Raw genomic sequence first — 19,572 nt, forward strand, 5'->3', positions numbered from 1 at the left:
TTCTACTTCACCTCATCCTTCCGCCCCGTGACACTCCCCATAAACCCTCCCCGACCCACACCAACAAACCGCCCCCCTCTGCGGCGGCCAAGCCACCGCCCGCCCCCGTGCCGCCAGCGTCGTCGCGTACTGGGGAAGCAGGGTCGGGTCCGCGGGGGACGAGGCTTCCGACGCTGCGAAGGCCTCGTAGGACGGGACCGTGCCTGTCACGATGCCGAGGTTCTGGGTGCCGGAGGCGGCGAGTTCGCGGAGGGATGCCTCGACCGTGGCGAGGTGGGCCTCGTAGGAGGGGTACTCGGAGGACAGGGACGGGTAGTCCGCGAGGAGTTCCGACAGCTCGGCCGCCGGCCAGTGGAGGACCGCCACCGGGAACGGGCGGGAGAGAGCCTCCCGGTACGTGCCGAGTTCGGCGCGGAGGCGGGAGATCTCGGCCGCCAGTTCCGCGGGGTTCGAGGAGCCCAGGGACCAGACGCGGTTGGGGTCGTGCAGCTCGTCCAGGGGGACCGGGGCCGTGTTCAGGGAGTCGGCCAGGGTGTCCCAGTCGTCGTGAGGGGCGCCCAGCATCCGGCGTACCCGGTGGCGGCCGAAGAGGACGGGGTGCGTGGCGTACGGGGGCTCCTCGACGTCGGTGAGGAGGAGGCGGGCGGCCTCCGTGAACGTCTCGTGCGCCGCCTCCAGCTCGTCGTGGGACTCCAGCGCCTCGGCGATGATCACCCAGGGGGCCGGGTCGCGCGGCGCGGCGACGCGGATGCCCTCGATGATGGCGCGGGCCTCGGCCTCGTGGCCGTACTCCCAGAGGTTCGAGGCCTTCAGCGCGCGGACCAGGTGGGGGTGGTCCAGGTCCGTCGCGGAGCTGAGGAGGCGGTCGTAGAGGGTCGTCGCGGCGGGGCGGTCGCCGGAGAGTTCCAGATGGGCCGCGGCGCGCAGCAGCAGGGCCTCGGCGTCCTCGGGATACAGGCCGGCGGTCCGTTCCAGGCGGGCGGCCTCGGCGGCGTGGTCGACGTTCTCGGCGGGCGTGTCGGGGCGCATGGGTGACACCGTACTGCCGATCAGCCGTGGTCGTGAGGTATCCGCAGGCCACAGCCCGATGCCGGGCTCGCGAGGAGACGCCGCCTGTCGCTGCCGTCCCCGCCGCCGTCCCGCCCGGGCGGGCTCACACCGTCACTCCGTCCACCTGGAGCGTCTGCACCGAACCCGCCGCGAAGGGCACGCTCAGTGTCTTTCCGGTGAGGTATGTGTCCGTGTATGGGCGGTATTGGTCGCCGCCTGTCGTCGCCGTGTGCCAGCGCGGGACCAGGCCCCCGGTGCCGCCCGTCACCGTCCTGAAGCGGGAGAGGTCGAAGGTCAGGGTCTGGGCCGACGTACCTGTGTTCGCGGCCACGATCACCAGGCGCCTCGACGCGCGGTCCAGGGCTGCCACCGCGTTGCTCACGCCCGTGTCGAGGATCGTCATGCCCGGGCGGATATGGCGGCTGAACTGGGCCATCACGTAGTACTTGGTCTGGATCGCGCCCGGCTGCAGGGTGGCCGGGTCGTAGGCGATCATCGCCCAGCCCGCGCTCGGGTCCATCACCTGCCAGTAGACCCAGGCGGTGGGGTGCAGCCAGCGGAAGTCGTAGAGGAGGTTCTTGGCCATGGTCAGGCCCGTTCCGTCGCCGTCGCCCGTCTCCGAGTTCCACAGCGCCTTGCGGGACGTCGTCACCACGTCCGTGTAAAGCAGGTCGCGGCGGCCGCCGGCGCCCTGGTAGCCGTGCACGTTCACCCGGTCGATCAGGGACTTCGTCGTCGCGTTGAAGGAGTTCCAGGTGGTGCGGGCCAGGTCGTAGCTCGTCTCGTCCGAGGCGGCGATACGCGTCGACTGCAGGCCGCGCTTGTCCAGCTCGCTCCTCAGGTATGGCAGTACGGCCGCCTGCACCGACGCGTCCACATGGCAGCCCTCCTGGGTGCCGTCCGCCTTCCACCAGGCGGAGGACGGCTCGTTGAAGGCCTCGACGGTCGCGAAGGTCACGCCCCAGTGCTGCCGGGCGTACAGCGCGACGGCGGCCAGGTGGGCGGCGTGCTGGCGGTGGTTCCAGCTCTGCAGGTTGTTGCCGCCGTCGGCGGCGCCCGAGGGGTTGTGGTTGGAACACATCCACCACATCGGCGAGTTGGCGAAGAGTTCCGTGACCGCGCCTCGCTGGGCCGCCTTCTGGAGCATCGCGCGCTGGGTGGCGTCCGCCGTCCAGTTCCAGGCCGAGGAGGCCGGGTCCTCGTTGCGCCAGTCCTGCCAGTAGCCCTCTATCTGCTTGAAGCGGGGGATGTGGGGGGAGACGGCCATCGTCTCGCCGTCGACGCTGTTCCAGCTGCACGCGCCCAGGTTGTAGCGGGCGATGTTCAGGCCGAGGCCGGGGAGCGTACGGCCGCCGTACGACACCTGCCTGGTGGTGAAGAAGAGGTCGGCGAAGTCGTCGCGGGCGCCGAAGACGTTCGCCCACCAGGCCAGGGACGTGCCCCAGCCCTCCCAGGTGCCGTACGCCGCCGACGGGTTGACGGCGACGGCGGTGTCCGCCCGTGCCGTGCCGGTCGCCAGGGTGGTGCCGAGGAGTGTGCCGCCCGCGGCGGTGAGCAAGGTCCTGCGTCGCATCATGGCGTCCGTCCGTCCGTCCGTCGGTCCGTGTCCGGGCATGCGGGAGCAGCGCATTGCGCGGCCCCCAGGGGAGGTTGGGGGCCTGCGGTTGAAAAGAGTCGCGTGTGGTGGGGGAGTTGTCGAGGGTTCCGACAGCCCTTTCTCAAACCCGTGGAGGAACTGGCCTGTTCGCGCCGTGGACGGGCCCCGAAGTCTGCCTCAGCCCCGGTCCCGCAGCCCCGTCACCGCCCCCGCCGCCACCACCGCCAGGCCCGCCGACACCCACAGGGCCAGGTCCGTGCCATGGGCGAGGTCGGTGGGTGAGGTGGCGATGGCGATCGTCAGGGCCACCCCGGCGCACGAGCCGATGTAACGGAAGGTCTGCTGGGCGCCCGAGCCCAGGGCCGCCCGCTGCGGCGGGACCGACTCCACGGCGAGCAGCGGCAGCGCGGCGTTGAGCAGACCACTGCCGATGCCGCCCACGATCAGGCCGGGCAGCAGCCGGGGCCAGGAGCTGGCGGAGACCGCGCCGAGCATCGTCAGCACACCGGCCGCGTGGAGGAGGAAGCCGAACCCGAGCTGCCACCGGGTCGGGACACGCCCGGACAGGCGACGCGCCTGGAGGGCGACGGCGAAGGAGAGGCCGGACCAGAGCAGGAACAGCCAGGCCGTGTCCATGGGGGACAGGCCCAGGCCGTGCTGGAGCACCGTCGGCAGGAAGCTGAACAGGCCGATCACCGCCAGGCCCGTGAACAGACCGCCCGCCGACGAGGCCAGGAAGCGGGGGCGGCGCAGCAGGCCGAGGTCGATCATGGGCGTAGCGGTGCGGCGCTCGACGACGGCGAAGAGGGCCAGCAGCAGGACGGTCGCCGCCAGCAGCAGCGCCACCGGGGCGCGCAGCCAGCCGTCGCGGCCCAGCGTGAGCGCCGCGACCAGCGCGACCAGGGCCAGGCCGAACGTCACCGCCCCGAGCAGGTCGGGACGGCCGCCGCGCGGTGCGCGGGACTCCGTGAGGGTACGGGCGGACAGCGCGCCCGCCAGCAGCGCGGCGGCGCCGAGGACGCCGTAGCCGAACCGCCAGTTCGGCATCGCTCCGGTGAGGACCGGGCCGAGCGCGATACCGCCGCTCACGCACGCGCCCCAGACGCCCGTGGCGCGCAGCCGGCCGTGCGGGGTCGGGAACGCGTGGACGAGCAGGCCCAGGCTGCTCGCGAGGAGGGCGGCGCTGGCGGCGCCCTGCGCGACGCGCGTGAGCGTGAACAGCCAGGTCGAGTCCGCCAGTCCGCCGAGCGCCGTGGTCAGACCGAGGGCGAGGGTGCCGGCGACGAAGATCCGGCGGCGGCCGTAGTCGTCGGCGAGGCTGCCCGCGACCAGCAGGAGGGCGGCCAGGCCCAGCGGGGTGCCGTTGAGGAGCCAGGCCTGGGCGGAGAGCGGGGTGTGCAGGTCGGCGGCCATCGCGGGGAGCGTGACCATCGGCGCGGTGTACGTCATCAACGTCACCGCCGTCGCCGCGCTGACCAGGGCGAGTGTGGCGCGGGGGTGGGCGGCGGGCTGCGCGGCGGGGGCATCCAGGGGGCGGGCGCTCTCGGGAACCCCGGATGCCTCGGGGGCCTCAGAGGCCTCAGAGGCCTCGGACGCCTCGCGGAGCCCGGGGCTCTCGGACGTCTCGGGCACCAGCTGAGTTCGTTCATTGAACCTTGTCATGGAGTCACCGTAGCAGGGTAGGTTCGGTCACTGAACCCTTGACGGCGATTGCGGTTACAGTGGGGGCATGGCGCTGGGCAAGGACTACGTGACGCAGGAGTGCTCGATCGCCCGCGCCCTGGAGGTCGTCGGCGAGCGGTGGACGCTGCTCGTCGTCCGCGACGCCCTCTACGGCGTACGGCGCTACAACGACTTCCTCGTCCACCTCGGCATCCCGCGCGCCGTCCTGGCCGCCCGCCTCCAGACCCTGACCTCCGAGGGGATCCTGGAGAAGCGGCGCTACCAGGAGTCGCCGCCGCGGGACGAGTACGTCCTCACCGAGTCGGGGATCGGGCTGTGGCCGACGCTGAGGTCGCTCGGCCTGTGGGGCCGCGAACACGTCAGCGGCGTCAAGCTGCGGGAGTTCCGGCACGCCCTGTGCGACACGGAACTCGGGCCGTACGGCGAATGTCGCGTGTGCGGAACCATCGTGCCGGTGCCGGACGTTGTGATGGTGCCGGGGCCGGGACTCGACCCCGATCCGGCGGATCCGGTCAGCAAGGCGCTGCTGCGGCCCAAGCGGCTGCTGGAGCCCCTGGTGACCGAGCCGGTGTAAAGACGCCAACGGACCTGAGAGGAAGAGGAGGGGAAGCGATGATCCGCATGATCCGCAGCTGGAGCGCCCTGCGCCCCGCCCTCGCCCTGCTCCTCCTCGTCCTCCAGGTCACCCTGCTGGACGCCGGCGGCCTCTCCGCCACCGTCGCGCTCGCCGCGACCGCCGCCGCCGGTGCCGCGCTCGCCGTCTGCGCCCTGGTCAGCGCCCGTTCGGTGCCGGCGACACCACCGACGCGCATACGTACGGCGATACGGGACCGGTCCCGCCGTACGGCTTTCCTGCCCCAGCGCGATCCCGACGCGCCCGGCCGCCGCCGGCCCAGGGCACCAGGAGCCGCCCTCCCGGCGACCGCCGCGTAGGGCACTTCCGCAGCACCCCCTGCAGCACTCGCGCAGGCCCACCGTGCCCCCACGCGGGTCGTCACGCCGCCACACCTGTCTGACCGGCCGACGTGACCCCGGAGGGCTCACCCACCCATGTCCGTATTCGCTCGACTCGTCGAGCAGCTCGCCGAGCTGCTCCAGCCGCTGTTCCACGCCTCGGCGGCGGCCGCCGCGATCGTCCTGTTCACGATGCTCGTACGCCTTCTCGTGCATCCACTGTCCCGGGCCGCCGCGCGCGGACAGAAGGCGCGGACGGCGCTCCAGCCCCGGATCGCCGAGCTGCGCCGCAAGCACGCGAAGAACCCCGAGCGGCTCCAGAAGGCCGTGCTGGAGCTGCACGCCGAGGAGAAGGTCTCCCCGCTGTCGGGCTGCCTGCCCAGCCTGCTCCAGCTGCCCGCCTTCTTCCTGCTGTACCACCTGTTCTCCAGCTCGACGATCGGAGGTGAGCGCAACGAGCTGCTGACGCACGAACTGCTCGCCGCGCCCCTGGGCGACCGCTGGTCCGACGCCCTGGCCGGCGGCGGGGCCTTCGGGGCGGCCGGGGCGGTGTACCTCGCGCTGTTCGCCGTGGTCATCGTCGTCGCCGCGTACAACTTCCGCCGGGCCCGGCGGACGCTGGCCGAGAGCGGTGCGCCCGTGATGACGGGGGCCGAGGGGGAGGGCGCGGTGCCCGGGCTGGCGGCGGTCGGCAAGGTCATGCCGTTCATGTCCTTCGCCACGTTGATCACCGTGGCGGTCGTGCCGCTGGCCGCCGCGCTGTACGTCGTGACCAGCACGGCGTGGAGCGCGGTGGAGCGGGCCGTGCTGTACCGGTGAGCATGCCTGAGCCGGAGCCGGAGCCGGAGCCGGGGCCGGGGCCGGGGCCGGGGCCGGGGTCGGGGCCGGGGCCGGAGCCGGGGCCGGAGCCGGGGCCGGGGCGGGGCCGGGACGGCCGGGCTGCCTACGGTCCAGTACGTGAACCGGGTATTGCGGAGTGGACGCCGAACTTGGAGGATCGACCAGTCCTCCGATGGCTGCGCCACGGCCGCACCCCGGTCGCTCCATCGGCCGGGCGCCCGCGATCGAGGAAGATGGTGAGGACCCATGAAGCTGCTGCGAGTCGGTACGGCCGGGTCGGAACGGCCCGCGCTGCTCGACGGCGAAGGGACCCTGCGCGACCTGTCGGGCCTGGTGCCCGACATCGACGGCGGGCTGCTCGCCGACGACGCCGCCCTCGCCCGGATCCGCGCCGCGGCCGACTCCGGTGAGCTGCCCGCGCTGGACCCGACCGGGCTGCGGATCGGACCGCCCCTGGGCCGGATCGGCAAGATCGTGTGCATCGGGCTGAACTACCACGACCACGCCCGCGAGACCGGCGCCGAGCCGCCCGCCGAGCCCGTCGTCTTCTTCAAGGCGCCGGACACGGTGGTCGGCCCGCACGACACCGTGCTCGTGCCGCGCGGCTCCACCAAGACGGACTGGGAGGTGGAGCTGGCCGTCGTCATCGGCCGTACGGCCCGCTACCTGGGCTCGGCCGAGGAGGCGCTCGCGCATGTCGCGGGGTACACGGTGGCGCACGACGTGTCGGAGCGGGAGTTCCAGATAGAGCGGGGTGGCACCTGGGACAAGGGGAAGAACTGCGAGACGTTCAACCCGCTCGGGCCCTGGCTGGTGACCGCGGACGAGGTACCCGACCCGCAGGACCTGCGGCTGCGGCTGTGGGTCAACGGCGAGCTGAAGCAGGACGGGACGACGGCCGAGCAGATCTTCCCGGTGGCGGAGGTCGTGCGGTACGTCAGCCAGTTCATGACCCTGTACCCGGGCGACGTCATCAACACGGGCACGCCCGCCGGTGTGGCGATGGGGCACGCGGAGCCGAAGCCGTACCTGCGGGCCGGTGACGTCGTCGAGCTGGAGATCGACGGACTCGGCCGGCAGCGGCAGGAGCTGAAGGACGCCTGAGGGCCTGACGGTCTGAAAGGTCTGAGGGGGGCGCCTGAGTGCCTGAGGGGCCACCACCGCCCCGGCCATCACCGCCCTCCGAGGCAGGGACCCGCGGGGCCGCACAGGGGATGCGGCCCCGCGCCCCTTCTCAGGCCAGGATCTGGGCGAGGCGGGCCCAGCCCTCCCGGGGCAGGAACTCGCGAGGGCCGCCGTGCACCACCTGAAGGGCCACATGGTCGGCGCCGGCGGCGTGGAACTCGTCGATCCGCTTGCGGATCACGTCCTCCGTGCCCCAGGCGAACACCGCGTCGACCAGCCGGTCGCTGCCGCCGTTCGCCAGGTCGTCCTCGGTGAAGCCGAGGCGCAGGAAGTTGTTGGTGTAGTTCGGCAGTTGCAGATAGAGGGCGAGCGTGTCGCGGGCGAGCTCGCGGGCGCGGGCCGGGTCGTCCTCCAGGACGATCTTCAACTCCGGGGCCAGCAGCGCCTGGTCGCCGAGGATCCGGCGGGCCTGGGCGGTGTGCTCGGCGGTGATCAGATAGGGGATCGCGCCCGCCGCCCGGTCCCGGGACAGCTCCAGGGTCTTGGGTCCGAGCGCGGCCAGCACACGGCGCCCGGCGGGGACGCCGGCGGTGTCGAGCGCGTCGAGGTAGGCGACGAGGGAGGAGTACGGGCGGCGGTACTGCTCGGCCAGCTTGGCGTGCGAGGCGCCGATGCCGAGGACGAAGCGGCCGGGGTGGGAGGCCTCCAGCTCGGCGTACCGGGCGGCGGTGCCGGCGGCGTCGTACTCCCAGATGCTCTGGATGCTGGTGGCGACGGTGATCCGCTCGGTGGCTTCGAGGAGCGGTACGGCGTGGTGGACGGTGCTGTTGCCGCCGAGCCAGAGGGCGCCGAAGCCGAGTTCCTCCAACTCGGCGGCGGCCTCCCGGAGTTCGCCGCGGCGCTGCGGGTCCTCCGAGCGCAGGCCGATGTTCCAGATGCCGTAGCGGCCGATCGTGTCCTTGACGGGGTTGCTCATCGGGCGGTTCCCTCCGGCTGGGCGGCGTTGATCGTCGTGCCTCTCGCCAGTGCCAACCGGAGGGTGTCCCGACTTAATCCCGGGTCAGTCCCGGCTCAGTCCCGGGCCAGCCCCAGGAACTCCTCCAGGGCCTCCACCACGAACCGGTGGTCCTGGAGTTGCGGCAGACCGGAGACGGTGACCGCGCCGATGACGCCGACGCCCTCCACGGTGAGGGGGAAGGAGCCGCCGTGCGCGGCGTAGACGTCGGGGTCGAGGCGGGAGGACTCCTCGAAGGTGGTGCCCTTGGCGCGGAAGCGGGCGCCGACCAGGTAGGAGGAGGCGCCGTAGCGCTCGACGACACGGCGCTTGCGCTGGATCCAGGCGTCGTTGTCGGGCGTGGAGCCGGGCAGCGCGGCGTGGAAGAGCTGCTGTCCGGCGCGGTGGATGTCGACGGCGACGGGCGCCTGGCGGTCGCGGGCCATGCCCACCAGGAGGGAGCCGAGCGCCCAGGCGTCGTCGTGGGTGAACTGCCGGAAGACCAGGCGGCGTTCCTGGGCCTCCAGCTCCTCGATGCTCGGGGTCAGCTCGGGGCGGACCTTCGGGGTCAGTTCGGGGCCGCTCATCACAGGGTCACCGCCACTCCGTCACGGGCCGAACGCCGGGCCGCCTCCAGCACGTCGAGCGCGGCGGCCGCCTCCAGGGCGGTCACCGGGTTGGGTCCGGCGCCGGTGAGGGCGGCGGCCACGGCGGCGTAGTAGGCGGGGTAGTCGCCGGGCAGGGTCGGCACCGCGCGGCCGCCGCCGGTCACCGGGGACTCCCCGGAGCCGACACGGCCCCACAGCGACTCCTCCTCGACACCCCACCCGGCGCCGTCCACGCCGGGGCGGTGGCCCTCGCGGAGGGCGGCCTCCTGCGGGTCCAGGCCGTACTTGACATAGCCCGCCCGCGAGCCGAGGACGCGGAAGCGGGGGCCGAGCTGGGCGGTGGTGGCGGAGACGTACAGGTGGGAGCGGACGCCGTTCGCGTGGGTGATCGCGAGGAACGTGTCGTCGTCGGCGGCGGCGCCGGCGCGGCGCACGTCCGACTCGGCGTACACCTGGACGGCCGGGCCGAAGAGGACCAGGGCCTGGTCGACGACGTGGCTGCCGAGGTCGTAGAGCAGACCTCCGATCTCCGCCGGGTCGCCGGACTCGCGCCAGCCGCCCTTGGGCTGCGGGCGCCAGCGTTCGAAGCGGGACTCGAAGCGCCACACGTCGCCCAGCTCGCCGTCGGCGATCAGCTTGCGCAGGGTCAGGAAGTCGTTGTCCCAGCGGCGGTTCTGGAAGACGGACAGGAGCAGGCCGCGCTCCTCGGCGAGGGCGGCCAGCTCGCGCGCCTCGGCGGCGGTGCCCGCGACCGGCTTGTCGACGACGACCGGCAGGCCGGCCTTCAGGGCCGTGGTGGCCAGCGGGACGTGCGTCTTGTTCGGGGAGGCGATGACGACCAGGTCGAGGTCGGCGGCGCGGTCGAACAGCTCGTCCGGGGTGGCGGCGACACGGACGCCCGGGTGCTCGGTGCGGGCCTGCTGCTGCCGCTCGGGGTTCGAGGTGACCACCGTGTCCAGGGCGAGGCCCTCGGTGGTGGCGATCAGCGGGGCGTGGAAGACGGAGCCGGCGAGGCCGTAGCCGACGAGGCCGACCCGCAGGGGGGAGGCCGGGGAGCCGGTGGCGCCGGGGGAGCTGCCGAGGGGTGTGCCAGTCATGGACCCCACTTTCGCAACGCTGTTGCCAAAGTGCAAGTACGGGCGACAATGGCGTGGTGAACAGGACGAACGGCGGCGCCAATCTGCTGGCCCTGCGCAGCCACAACGCCACGCTGGTGCTCGATCTGCTCCGCGGGGCGGGCGAGGAGGGCATCAGCCGGCTGGAACTCGCCGAGCGGACCGGGCTCACCCCGCAGGCCGTCAGCAAGATCACGGCCCGGCTGCGCGAGGAGGGGCTGGCCGCGGAGGCGGGGCGGCGCGCGTCGACCGGCGGCAAGCCGCGGACCGTGCTGCGGCTGGTGCCCGAGGCCGGGCACGCGGTGGGCGTGCAGCTGGACCGCGACGAGGTACGGGCGGTCCTGGTCGATCTGACCGGGCGGATCGTCGCCGAGCGCCGCGCGGGCGTGGACCTTGGGAGCGCCGGGGCGGACGCCGCGGTCGACGCGGTCGTCCGGGAGGCGCGGCCGCTGGCGGGCGGTGTGCGGGCAGGGGCGCTGCTCGGGGTGGGGGTGGCGCTGCCGGGGCCGCTCGACCATGTGCGGGGGGTGCTCCACAGGGTGACCGGGTTCCCGCAGTGGGAGGGGTTCCCGCTGCGGGACGCGGTGGCGGCGCGGTTGGACGTGCCGGTCGTGGTGGACAAGGACACCAACGCGGCGGCGCTGGGGCTGGCGGTGGCGGGCGAGGGCGAAGGGCCGGAGGAGGCCGCGCGGTCGTTCGCGTACCTGCACCTCGCCACGGGCCTCGGTGCCGGTCTGGTGATCGGCGGGGCCGTGCACCGGGGTGCGCGGACCGGGGCGGGGGAGTTCGGGCACCAGGTGATCCAACTGGACGGGCCGAGGTGCACCTGCGGCGACCGGGGGTGCGTCGAGGCGCTGTGCCTGGCCGCGGTGGCGCGGGGGGACCTGGAGGAGGCGGCGCGGGTGCTGGGGGCCGGGGCGTCGAACCTCGTGGGCCTGCTCGACATCGACCTGGTGCTGCTCGGGGGCCGGACGGTGGCGGCGGCGCCGGACGTGTTCGTACGGGGCGTCGCGGACGTGCTGGAGGCCCGGGCACGGCGCGAAGGCGCGGTCGGGGGCGCGGTACCGGTGCGGCCGGCCCGGGGCGGGGCGTGGGGGGTCGCGGCGGGGGCGGCGCAGCTGGTGCTGGGCGGCGTGTTCGGCCGGCACGGCTGAGGCCGGGTGCCGCCGGGGCTGGGGCTGGGCCAGGGCTGGGGCCGGGGTCGGTCGGGGTCCCCCGATCAGCCGCACTCCCTCCTCCGTTCGAGCCCCCGTCCCGCGCGGCGTCGCCCCCGCGGACGGGGCCGCCGCCAAGCTCATATGCCTATGCGACTGTCTACGCCTGTCTCCCCCTGTCTCGCCGCGGCCGCCGCCCTCGTCCTCTCCTCCTCCCTGGCGGTCGGCGCCGTGGCCGGGCCCGCCGCCGCCCGGGCCGGCTGCACCGCGACCGGCACCGGGGACTTCCCGCTGAGCACCCGGATTGTCGGCGGCCCGGCGTCGTACGAGGCCGGGGGTAAGTACGGCAGCTGGCGCATCGAGGTGCGGAACACCACCGGCCGCACCTGCACCGGCATCCACCCGGTCGTCGTCCTCGTCGACGGGCGGCACGCGCTGAAGCCCGGCCAGGCGCGTCTGGAGTTCTCCCACGGGGGCCGGGAGCACACCGTGCGCTTCGAGGAGACCGACGAGGACGAGCTGGTCGGGGCGTTCGCCGACGGGGACGGGTTCGACGGGTTCAGCGTGGGGCCGCGGGGCACGCTCGCCGTGGACGTACGGCTGGCCTTCGGCGCCGACGCCGTGCCGGACGCCGTACCGAACGACGTCACCGCGAACGCGGCCGTCGTGCAGCGCCACGAGGACGACGGGGACTGGGTGGGGCAGTCGAACGACTACCGCTTCACCGTCCGGGAGGCCTCCGACGAGGACGAGCCCCCCGCCGAGGACGAGTCCCCCTCCCCGCACGAGTCCGGGACCGCCGCCGGCACCGGAGGCACGCCGACCCCCACCCCCACCCCCCGTCCCGACGGCACCGCAGCCTCCCCCGGCCCGGCCGAGCCCACCGATCCCGGTGCCGCCCCCGACCTCCACGGCCCCGGCCAGCTCGCCGCCACCGGCCCGCTCGCCCACCGCACCGCCCTGGCCGCCGCCGGCCTCCTCCTCGCCGGCGCCACCCTGACGCTCGTCCGCAGGCCGTTCAGGCGCCGCCGCTGAGGCGGCCACCCCGCCGCCCCTGTGCAGGCGATCTGTCTCCTGGCTGTCCAGCCGTTGATCGACGGGGTACGTATCCGTCAGTCCTGATTAGGCTGTGGCGCGTCGGTACGCCGTGGTTCCGGCGCCCCAGTCCGTATGACGTACGTACGCCAGGAGACGCAGCACATGGCAGAACGCAAGCCCATCGAGTCGTGGCTCACCGACATGGACGGCGTGCTCATCCACGAGGGTGTGCCGATCCCCGGCGCCGACGCCTTCCTGAAGAGGCTGCGCGAGTCCGGCAAGCCCTTCCTGGTGCTGACCAACAACTCCATCTACACCCCGCGCGACCTGCACGCCCGGCTGACGCGCATGGGCCTGGACGTGCCCATCGAGAACATCTGGACGTCCGCGCTGGCCACCGCCAAGTTCCTCGACGACCAGCGGCCCGGCGGCTCGGCGTACGTCATCGGCGAGGCCGGTCTGACCACCGCGCTGCACGACATCGGCTACATCCTCACCGACCACGAGCCGGACTACGTCGTCCTCGGAGAGACCCGCACCTACTCCTTCGAGGCCATGACCAAGGCGGTCCGGCTCATCAACGACGGCGCCCGCTTCATCTGCACCAACCCCGACGAGACCGGCCCCTCCACCGAGGGCCCCCTCCCGGCGACCGGCGCCGTCGCCGCGCTGATCACCAAGGCCACCGGTAAGCAGCCGTACTTCGCGGGCAAGCCCAACCCGCTGATGATGCGCACCGGCCTGAACGCGATCGGCGCGCACTCCGAGACCAGCGCGATGATCGGCGACCGGATGGACACCGACGTCCTGGCCGGCATGGAGGCCGGTATGCAGACGTTCCTGGTGCTCACCGGACTGACCCGGCCCGAGCAGGTGGAGAACTTCCCCTACCGCCCCTCCAAGATCGTGGACTCGATCGCCGACCTGGTCGACCGGATCTGAGCAGCGGGTCCCGAAACCCGATTCCACCCGTACGGCGCAGCCGTGTCCCCCAGCGGATGCGATCCGCCGGGCCCCGGAGGACGCTCCAGATGACTGGAGGTTCACCATGGGTCGACTGAACATCACACTCTGCGCGGCGGCCGCCGCGGCCGCGGCGCTGCTCCCTGTGGCGCCCACGGCGTCCGCCGCGTCCGGGTCGGGCGACCGCGAGGTCTCCGTGACCCCGTCCACGCCCGCCGCGGGCGCCGACGTCGCGCTGCAGGTGCGCGGCTGCTCCGGCAGGACGGGTACGGCCGTCTCCTCCGCGTTCGTCGCCGACGTGCACCTCGCCGGCGCCGACGGCACGCTCGCCGGCGAGACCAAGGTGCGCTCCACGCTGAAGCCCGGCCCCTACGACGTGAAGATCACCTGCGCCGACTTCACGATCAAGGGCAGCATCACCGTCGTGGCCGCCGGGGCGCAGTCGCACCCCACCGCGCCCGCCTCCCCGGTCGCCCCCGTCCCCGCGGGCGGCGGCGGCACCGCACGCCTCGCGGTCTCCCCCTCCCACGCCGAGGGACCCGGCACCGCCCACGCGGTCACCGGGCTGGTCCTGGCCGGCGTCGCCGCGGTGGCCGTCGCCCTGCGCAGCGCCCGCCGGAGCCGCAGGACGGACTGAACCATGGGCGAGAGCGCACGCTCCTCCGGCACCGGACGCCTGCTGACCGGCGTGGCCTGGGCGATGCTGCTGCTCGGGCTGTGGCTGTGGGGGCGCGAGGTGACCGACGTACCGCCCGGGATGTCCCCGCCGACCACCGGTGACGTGGCCGCCGTCGGACGCCCCGCCGAGCCCCTGCCCCCGCCGGCGCGGCCGCTGAAGCCGGCGCTGCCGCAGCGCGTCGACATCCCCGACCTCGGCGTGCAGGCACCCGTCGTGGCCCGCGGCCTGACCGCGGCCGGGGCGATCGACCCGCCGCCCTTCGAACAGGCCGCGGTGGTCGGCTGGTACCGCGGCGGGGTACGGCCCGGCGCCGCCGGCACCGCGCTGATGGTCGGGCACGTCGACACCGAGACCCGGCCCGCCGTCTTCTACAAGCTCAGCACCCTCACCCCGGGCCGCACGGTCCGCGTCGTCCGCGACGACGGCAAGGTCGCCGAGTTCACCGTGGAGAGCGTCGAGGTGGTGCCCCGCGACCGGTTCGACGCCCACCGCGCCTACGGCGTCCGCCACTCCGGCCGCGCCGAACTCCGCCTGATCACCTGCGGCGGCACCTTCGACCGGGCCAGCCGCAGCTACACGGCGAACGTGATCGTCTCGGCGTACCTGACGGGGACGGCCCGGTGACCGCGACGGGCCCGGGAGGACGTGTGTCAGGATTGAGCTTTGGAACAGTGCACTCCAAGGGGGAGTTGGATGTACGGCACGAGGGGGGCCGCGGCGGTGCTGGGGGCGGCACTGCTGCTCGCCGGTTGTTCCTCCGGGGGCGGCGGCGACGACACCAAGGGTGACGGCGCGGGCGCCGGCATCACCCAGCAGCCCAAGGCGGCCGACCCGTTCTGGGTCAACCCGGACGGCAACGCCGCCCAGCAGGTGGCCGCCTATCTCAAGGACGGCAAGAAGAGCGAGGCGGAGCAGATCCGCAAGATCGCCGCGCAGCCGACCGGCGAGTGGATCGGCCCGGAGAACCCGGAGCAGGAGGCACGCGGCTTCACCGAGGCCGCCGCCAAGGCCGACCGCACGGCGCTGCTGGTCCTCTACAACATCCCGCACCGCGACTGCGGCCAGTACTCCCAGGGCGGCGCCGCCGACGGCGACGCCTACCGGGCCTGGATCGACGGGGTCGCCAAGGGCATCGGCGACCGCGCGGCCACGGTGATCCTCGAACCGGACGCCGTGCTGCACCTGGTCGACGGCTGCACCCCGGACGAGTTCCACGAGGAGCGCTACGACCTCCTCAAGGGCGCCATCGGCACGCTGAAGGCGCTGAAGAACACCAAGGTCTACCTGGACGCCGGCAACGCCGGCTGGGGCCACCCCGACCAGATCTTCGAGCCGCTGAAGTGGGCGGGCATCGACGGGGCCGACGGCTTCTCGGTGAACGTGTCGAACTTCTACTCGACCAAGGACTCCCTGGCCTACGGCAAGCAGCTGTCCGCCAAGGTCGGCAACAAGCACTTCGTCATCGACACCAGCCGCAACGGCAACGGCCCCTACACGGACGGCGACCCGAACGAACGCTGGTGCAACCCGCCGGGCCGCGCCCTGGGCGAGACCCCCACCGCGAAGACCGCGGACCCGCTGGTCGACGCCTACCTGTGGGTCAAGCGCCCCGGCGAGTCCGACGGCGAGTGCAAGGGCGGCCCGAAGGCCGGGCAGTGGTGGCCCGACTACGCCTTGAAGCTGGCGAAAGCCTCGAAGTGACGCGAAGGGCGCCCTCCTGCCGGAGGGCGCCCTCTGTGTCGTACGGCCACGGCACTACCGCGTCACGGCACCCTGACCCACTGCGCCTTGGAAGGCGTCCCCTGGTCGTCGTCCACGAACAGCATGTACCACCCGGACGGAACCAGGTTCCGGCTCTTCGGCACGGTGACCGTCACCTTGTCCCCGGACACCTTGAAGTCCAGCGCGATCGACCGCTGGTCCACGTCCGTGACGTGCGTGGACGCGCTCGGCCGGATCAGCCGGGCCTTCTTCAGCGACGAGGCGTGCTGCGAGGTGAAGGTGCCCGAGCCGCCGCGCCGGATCGTCGAGGGCCCGTCGGACAGCGACGGCCGCGAGTCCCGGTACAGATACGGCGGCGTGTAGATCTCGATGCGCTGCTCGAACTTGCCCGGCTTGGTGTTGGCCTTGTCCGCGTAGAGCGAGTCGGAGCCGAAGAACATCACGCGGCCGTCGGGCAGCAGGATCGACCCGGAGTGGTAATTGCGGCCCACGAGCGGGTCGGCGACCTGGTCGAAGGTGTTGCTGTCCGGGTGGTAGAGCCGCGCCTGGAGGATGTTGGAGTCGCCGCGGCCCCGGTAGTCCTCCGAGCCGCCGGAGACCAGCACGGTGTCGTCGGGCAGCACCGAGGCCTGCGGGTAGCGGGTGCCCTTCTCCAGCGTCGGCCCGTCCACGAACCGGGGGTTCGGGTCCTTGAGGTCGACCAGCCGGGTCTTGTTGCTGGACAGCTTGGACTCGCCGACGCCGCCGCCGCCGATCACCATGTACTTCTCGTTCTGCGCGGGCGGCAGCAGCACCGTGCCGGACGTCTCCATCCGGTCCGGGTCGCTCAGCCCGGGGATCTTGCTGAACTTGTTGGTCTCGACGTCCCAGATGCCGGGGTCGCGGCCGACGTCGTCGGGGCCGTACCCGGCGTTCGAACCCGAGTAGAAGATCTTGCCGTTCTCCATCAGGAACAGCGCCGGATATGTCGGGAACTGGCGGACCGTCGAGGTGTACGTCCACTTCTTGGTGGCCGGGTCGAAGATCTCGTTCTTGCCGGGGACGAGCTGGCCGATGTCGTCGAGGCCGGAGACGCTGAGGACCTTGCCGTCGCTGAGCGTGGTCAGCGTCGGGTACCAGCGGGCCTCGTTCATCGGGTCGACCTTGATGTACCGCTCGGCGACCGGGTCGAACTCGTAGGCGTCCCGGATGCCCTGGAAGTCCTTCTTGTCCAGGGCGAGTTTCTGCGCGATGCCGTAGGTGTTGCGCGCGTCCAGGCCGGTCAGGCCCTGGATGCGGTAGTTGTCCTGGGTGCCGGTCTCGTACTCGGCGCCGGACTTCTGCGCCTCGACGTAGATCCGGCCGAGGCCCGGGTCGTTGCGCAGGAACCTGCCGGTCTTCGGGTCGAAGACCTTCTTCGCGCGCGGCACGAGGACGGGGTCCTTCGAGACGAAGGTCTTGCCGTTCTGCTTGCCGGTGAACGCGGTGCCCGCGGGCAGGGTGATCGGCTTGTCCGGGTTCTCGTTGTGGACGATCATCAGGCCGCCGGCCTTGGTGACGTCACCCTTCAGCTTCTCGTACCGCTTGGTGCCGCCCGCGATGAGCAGGTTGCCGTTGGCCAGCTGGGTGTGGCCGGTGCAGAACAGGTCGCTGGGCGTGGGCACCTTCTTGATGGTGCCCTTGACCGGGTCCCAGATCCGGGTGTCGAACCGCTTCGCGTCGAAGTTGTCCTGGTTGTTGCCCGACCCGGCGACCAGCAGGACCTTCCCGGTGTGCAGGAGCGCGGCGTGGATGGTGTTCTGCCGGTACTCCTCCGGGAACTCCACGATGTCCCAGTGACCGTTGTCCGCTTTGTACTCGGGCTTGTTGATTTGGTACTGGTGGTATTTCTCGGTGCTGAAGCGGTAGAGCCACGGCCCGTTCATCCCGGCCAGCGCGACTACCACCGCCGTGCCTATCGCGAGTCGACGGGCGCGGCGGCGGCCGGCCTGGTCTTTCATTCCTTACGTCCCCCAAGTCCACCAAGGGCGATCTGCATGGTCTGGTCGTTGCCCCCGTCCTGGCCCCCGGCCCCGGCCCAGCCGGGCCGCTGCGCGGGGGCGTGCGGCACCTGGCCGTGCGGCCCGTGCCCGTACGGCGCGTACTGACCGGGCACCTGCCGTTCGGGCGCCTCCGGCGTCGACGCGGGCGGGGCACCCTGCGGTTCCGCGGCCTGCGCGGCGGGCCGCTTCTTCGCCTCGCGCAGCTCGTGCCGCCACACGAAGATCGGGAAGGCGGTGATCAGCATGGCGAACGCGGCCCAGATGACCATCGCCGGGTGCGAGTGCCCGAAGACGAAGCCGGCGGCGATGGACACGCCGAAGATCGCGATGAAGTACCAGTGGTAGCGGAAGGTCGCGAACCAGGTGTCGGGGCTGGCCGAGTCGCCCTTCGGGGTGACCACGAACTTGCTCTTGCGGCGCAGCAGGGAGTCGATCAGCGCCTTGGCGTACAGCGGCGCGGACAGCGCGGACATCACCATGCCGGCGACACCGCCGGAGCCCTCGGGCTCGTGCGGGGAGACGTTGTGGCGGCGGTTCCAGACGTACAGGCCGATCTGGAGGGCGGAGGCGTTGCCGTAGAGCATCAGCCACACGGTCGGGTCGATGTTCACACCCGAGGCGCCCAGGCCCAGGAACAGCGCACAGCTCAGCGCCGCGAGGATCCAGTTCAGCGCCGACATCGGGTAGAAGATGATCATCATCGTGTAGTTGAAGAGCTTGCCGGGCGGCAGCGTGCCCCAGCCCTTCCAGTACTGCTTGAGGATCGTCTCGTACGTGCCGCGCGACCAGCGCATCTGCTGGGTGAAGAAGTCCGTCCAGGCGGCCGGGCCCTCACCGACGGCGAGCACGTCCGGGGTGTACACCGACCTCCACTTGCGGCCCGTGGCCGGGTTCTTGTGGCGGTGGATCTCGAAGCCGGTCGCCATGTCCTCGGTGATCGAGTCGTACAGACCGCCGATCTGCTTGAGGGCCTTGATGCGGACGGCGTTGGAGGTGCCGACGAACATCGGGGCGCCGTACTTGTTGCCGGCGCGCTGGATCAGCGCGTGGAAGAGGAACTGCTGCGACTCGGCGGCCTTGGTGACGAAGTTGTCGTAGTTGCCGTAGACCTGCGGGCCGATGACGAAGCCGACGTCCGGGTCGCGGAAGAAGCCGAGCATCCGCTCCAGGTAGTTGGGCAGCGGCACGTGGTCGGTGTCGACGGAGGCGAAGAAGTCGTAGTCGTCGCCGTGGGCCTCGAGCCAGGCGTTGTAGTTGCCGTGCTTGGTCTTGGCGCGGTGCGGGCCCTTGGGCTGGTTCCACTTCGCGACGCCCTTGCGGGAGAAGTGGTGCACGCCCAGGCGCTCGCAGACCGCCTTGACCTCGGGGTCGTCGCCCTCGTCGAGCAGCCAGACGTGCATCAGGCCCCGGTGGCGGATCTTCACGGCCGCCTCCAGGGTCTTGGTCACCATCTCCAGCGGCTCCTTGCCGGGCACGAAGGAGGTGAGGAACGCGACGCGGGTGCCGGTCTCCGGCACCACCGGGACCGGGTCGCGGGCGACCAGGGTGGCGTGCGCGTTGGACAGCACGTTCATGCAGCGGAAGAACTCGATCAGGCCGATCGAGACGAGCATGACGATGTCGAGCGCGGGGAGGAAGTCGAAGGCGGGGTAGTCGCGTTCGGTCCAGTGCTCGGGCTGGAGCAGCCAGAACAGCAGCACCAGCGACAGCACGGGGGCCGCGGCCAGCATCAGGGCGACCCGGATGCGGTGCGGCTCCTGCGAGATCAGCGAGCGGTACTGGACCTTGTACGGCTTGTTCGGGTCCGGCTGGGTGAGGGGCCCCGCGAGCCGGCTGTAGTGCTCGTAGTCGTATCTCGGCAGCGTCCTCTTGATGCGCCGGAAGGTTCCGGTCGTGCTCATCCGGTGCGAAGGCACCCTGAGTTGCGTGGTGTCTGACGGGTCATAGTTCTGCCGGGCGCCCGTCGGCGTCGACGTCATGAGTCATTCCCCCCACACGCAGGTCACCGCGTGTCTGTCGGTTGTCCATC

General features: G+C 72.3%; 18 protein-coding genes. 10 read left to right on the forward strand and 8 right to left on the reverse strand.

Going from position 1 to position 19,572, the window contains the following annotated elements; translation table 11 throughout:
• Positions 1-12 precede the first annotated feature (12 nt).
• The 3 genes from IE308_RS19745 to IE308_RS19755 form a co-directional block, all read right to left on the reverse strand.
• Positions 13-1,029 carry an SEC-C domain-containing protein gene (locus IE308_RS19745; protein WP_190218953.1) on the reverse strand — a complete coding sequence of 339 codons (1,017 nt, stop codon included), beginning with the start codon at positions 1,027-1,029 and terminating at the stop codon, positions 13-15.
• A gap of 124 nt (positions 1,030-1,153) precedes the next feature.
• Positions 1,154-2,626, reverse strand: coding sequence for a glycoside hydrolase (locus IE308_RS19750; protein ID WP_190218954.1), 1,473 nt, complete (start codon positions 2,624-2,626; stop codon positions 1,154-1,156).
• A 198-nt stretch (positions 2,627-2,824) separates the two neighbouring features.
• Positions 2,825-4,309 carry an MFS transporter gene (locus IE308_RS19755; RefSeq protein WP_190218955.1) on the reverse strand — a complete coding sequence of 495 codons (1,485 nt, stop codon included), beginning with the start codon at positions 4,307-4,309 and terminating at the stop codon, positions 2,825-2,827.
• Between the two features lie 67 nt (positions 4,310-4,376).
• On the opposite strand from IE308_RS19755, the gene IE308_RS19760 reads away from it, so the two are divergent.
• The 4 genes from IE308_RS19760 (at position 4,377) to IE308_RS19775 (ending at position 7,228) form a co-directional block, all read left to right on the forward strand.
• Entirely contained in the window at positions 4,377-4,904 is a 528-nt protein-coding gene (locus IE308_RS19760; protein WP_110628423.1) for a winged helix-turn-helix transcriptional regulator, read from the forward strand.
• A gap of 47 nt (positions 4,905-4,951) precedes the next feature.
• Positions 4,952-5,263, forward strand: coding sequence for a DUF6412 domain-containing protein (locus tag IE308_RS19765; protein WP_190219373.1), 312 nt, complete (start codon positions 4,952-4,954; stop codon positions 5,261-5,263).
• Between the two features lie 117 nt (positions 5,264-5,380).
• A complete protein-coding gene (locus IE308_RS19770; RefSeq protein ID WP_190218956.1) occupies positions 5,381-6,103 on the forward strand; it encodes a YidC/Oxa1 family membrane protein insertase in 723 nt (240 codons plus the stop codon).
• 267 nt (positions 6,104-6,370) lie between these two features.
• Entirely contained in the window at positions 6,371-7,228 is an 858-nt protein-coding gene (locus IE308_RS19775; RefSeq protein ID WP_190218957.1) for a fumarylacetoacetate hydrolase family protein, read from the forward strand.
• Positions 7,229-7,358: 130 nt separating this feature from the next.
• On the opposite strand, the gene IE308_RS19780 is transcribed toward IE308_RS19775, so the two are convergent.
• The 3 genes from IE308_RS19780 to IE308_RS19790 all read right to left on the reverse strand — a co-directional run bounded on the left by IE308_RS19780 (position 7,359) and on the right by IE308_RS19790 (position 9,948).
• On the reverse strand, positions 7,359-8,225 hold the full coding sequence (locus tag IE308_RS19780; protein WP_190218958.1) for an LLM class F420-dependent oxidoreductase: 867 nt from the start codon (positions 8,223-8,225) through the stop codon (positions 7,359-7,361).
• Positions 8,226-8,320: 95 nt separating this feature from the next.
• Positions 8,321-8,830 (reverse strand): heme-degrading domain-containing protein, encoded by a 510-nt coding sequence (locus tag IE308_RS19785; protein ID WP_190218959.1) that lies wholly within the window; start codon positions 8,828-8,830, stop codon positions 8,321-8,323.
• Positions 8,830-9,948 carry a Gfo/Idh/MocA family oxidoreductase gene (locus IE308_RS19790; protein ID WP_190218960.1) on the reverse strand — a complete coding sequence of 373 codons (1,119 nt, stop codon included), beginning with the start codon at positions 9,946-9,948 and terminating at the stop codon, positions 8,830-8,832. Before IE308_RS19790 ends, IE308_RS19785 begins: the two co-directional genes overlap by 1 nt.
• A gap of 56 nt (positions 9,949-10,004) precedes the next feature.
• On the opposite strand from IE308_RS19790, the gene IE308_RS19795 reads away from it, so the two are divergent.
• From IE308_RS19795 to IE308_RS19820, 6 genes are all read left to right on the forward strand, one after another.
• Positions 10,005-11,120 (forward strand): ROK family transcriptional regulator, encoded by a 1,116-nt coding sequence (locus IE308_RS19795; RefSeq protein WP_229908963.1) that lies wholly within the window; start codon positions 10,005-10,007, stop codon positions 11,118-11,120.
• 150 nt (positions 11,121-11,270) lie between these two features.
• A complete protein-coding gene (locus IE308_RS19800) occupies positions 11,271-12,155 on the forward strand; it encodes a hypothetical protein (RefSeq protein WP_308440117.1) in 885 nt (294 codons plus the stop codon).
• Between the two features lie 165 nt (positions 12,156-12,320).
• A complete protein-coding gene (locus IE308_RS19805) occupies positions 12,321-13,100 on the forward strand; it encodes an HAD-IIA family hydrolase (RefSeq protein WP_110628414.1) in 780 nt (259 codons plus the stop codon).
• A gap of 106 nt (positions 13,101-13,206) precedes the next feature.
• Complete coding sequence (locus tag IE308_RS19810; RefSeq protein WP_190218963.1) at positions 13,207-13,758, forward strand: hypothetical protein; 552 nt, start codon at positions 13,207-13,209, stop codon at positions 13,756-13,758.
• Positions 13,759-13,761: 3 nt separating this feature from the next.
• Entirely contained in the window at positions 13,762-14,424 is a 663-nt protein-coding gene (locus IE308_RS19815) for a class F sortase (RefSeq protein ID WP_190218964.1), read from the forward strand.
• 69 nt (positions 14,425-14,493) lie between these two features.
• Positions 14,494-15,501, forward strand: coding sequence for a glycoside hydrolase family 6 protein (locus tag IE308_RS19820; RefSeq protein WP_190218965.1), 1,008 nt, complete (start codon positions 14,494-14,496; stop codon positions 15,499-15,501).
• A 62-nt stretch (positions 15,502-15,563) separates the two neighbouring features.
• Here the strand turns inward: IE308_RS19820 and glxA are convergent, their stop codons facing one another.
• Together glxA and IE308_RS19830 are read right to left on the reverse strand one after the other, a co-directional pair.
• A complete protein-coding gene (gene glxA, locus IE308_RS19825) occupies positions 15,564-17,501 on the reverse strand; it encodes a radical copper oxidase GlxA (protein ID WP_190218966.1) in 1,938 nt (645 codons plus the stop codon).
• A complete protein-coding gene (locus IE308_RS19830) occupies positions 17,498-19,522 on the reverse strand; it encodes a glycosyltransferase family 2 protein (RefSeq protein ID WP_190218967.1) in 2,025 nt (674 codons plus the stop codon). The genes glxA and IE308_RS19830 overlap by 4 nt, the downstream gene beginning before the upstream one ends.
• Positions 19,523-19,572: the final 50 nt, after the last annotated feature.

Source organism: Streptomyces griseosporeus (assembly GCF_014656055.1).
In the GTDB taxonomy this organism is placed as follows: Bacteria; Actinomycetota; Actinomycetes; order Streptomycetales; family Streptomycetaceae; genus Streptomyces; species Streptomyces griseosporeus.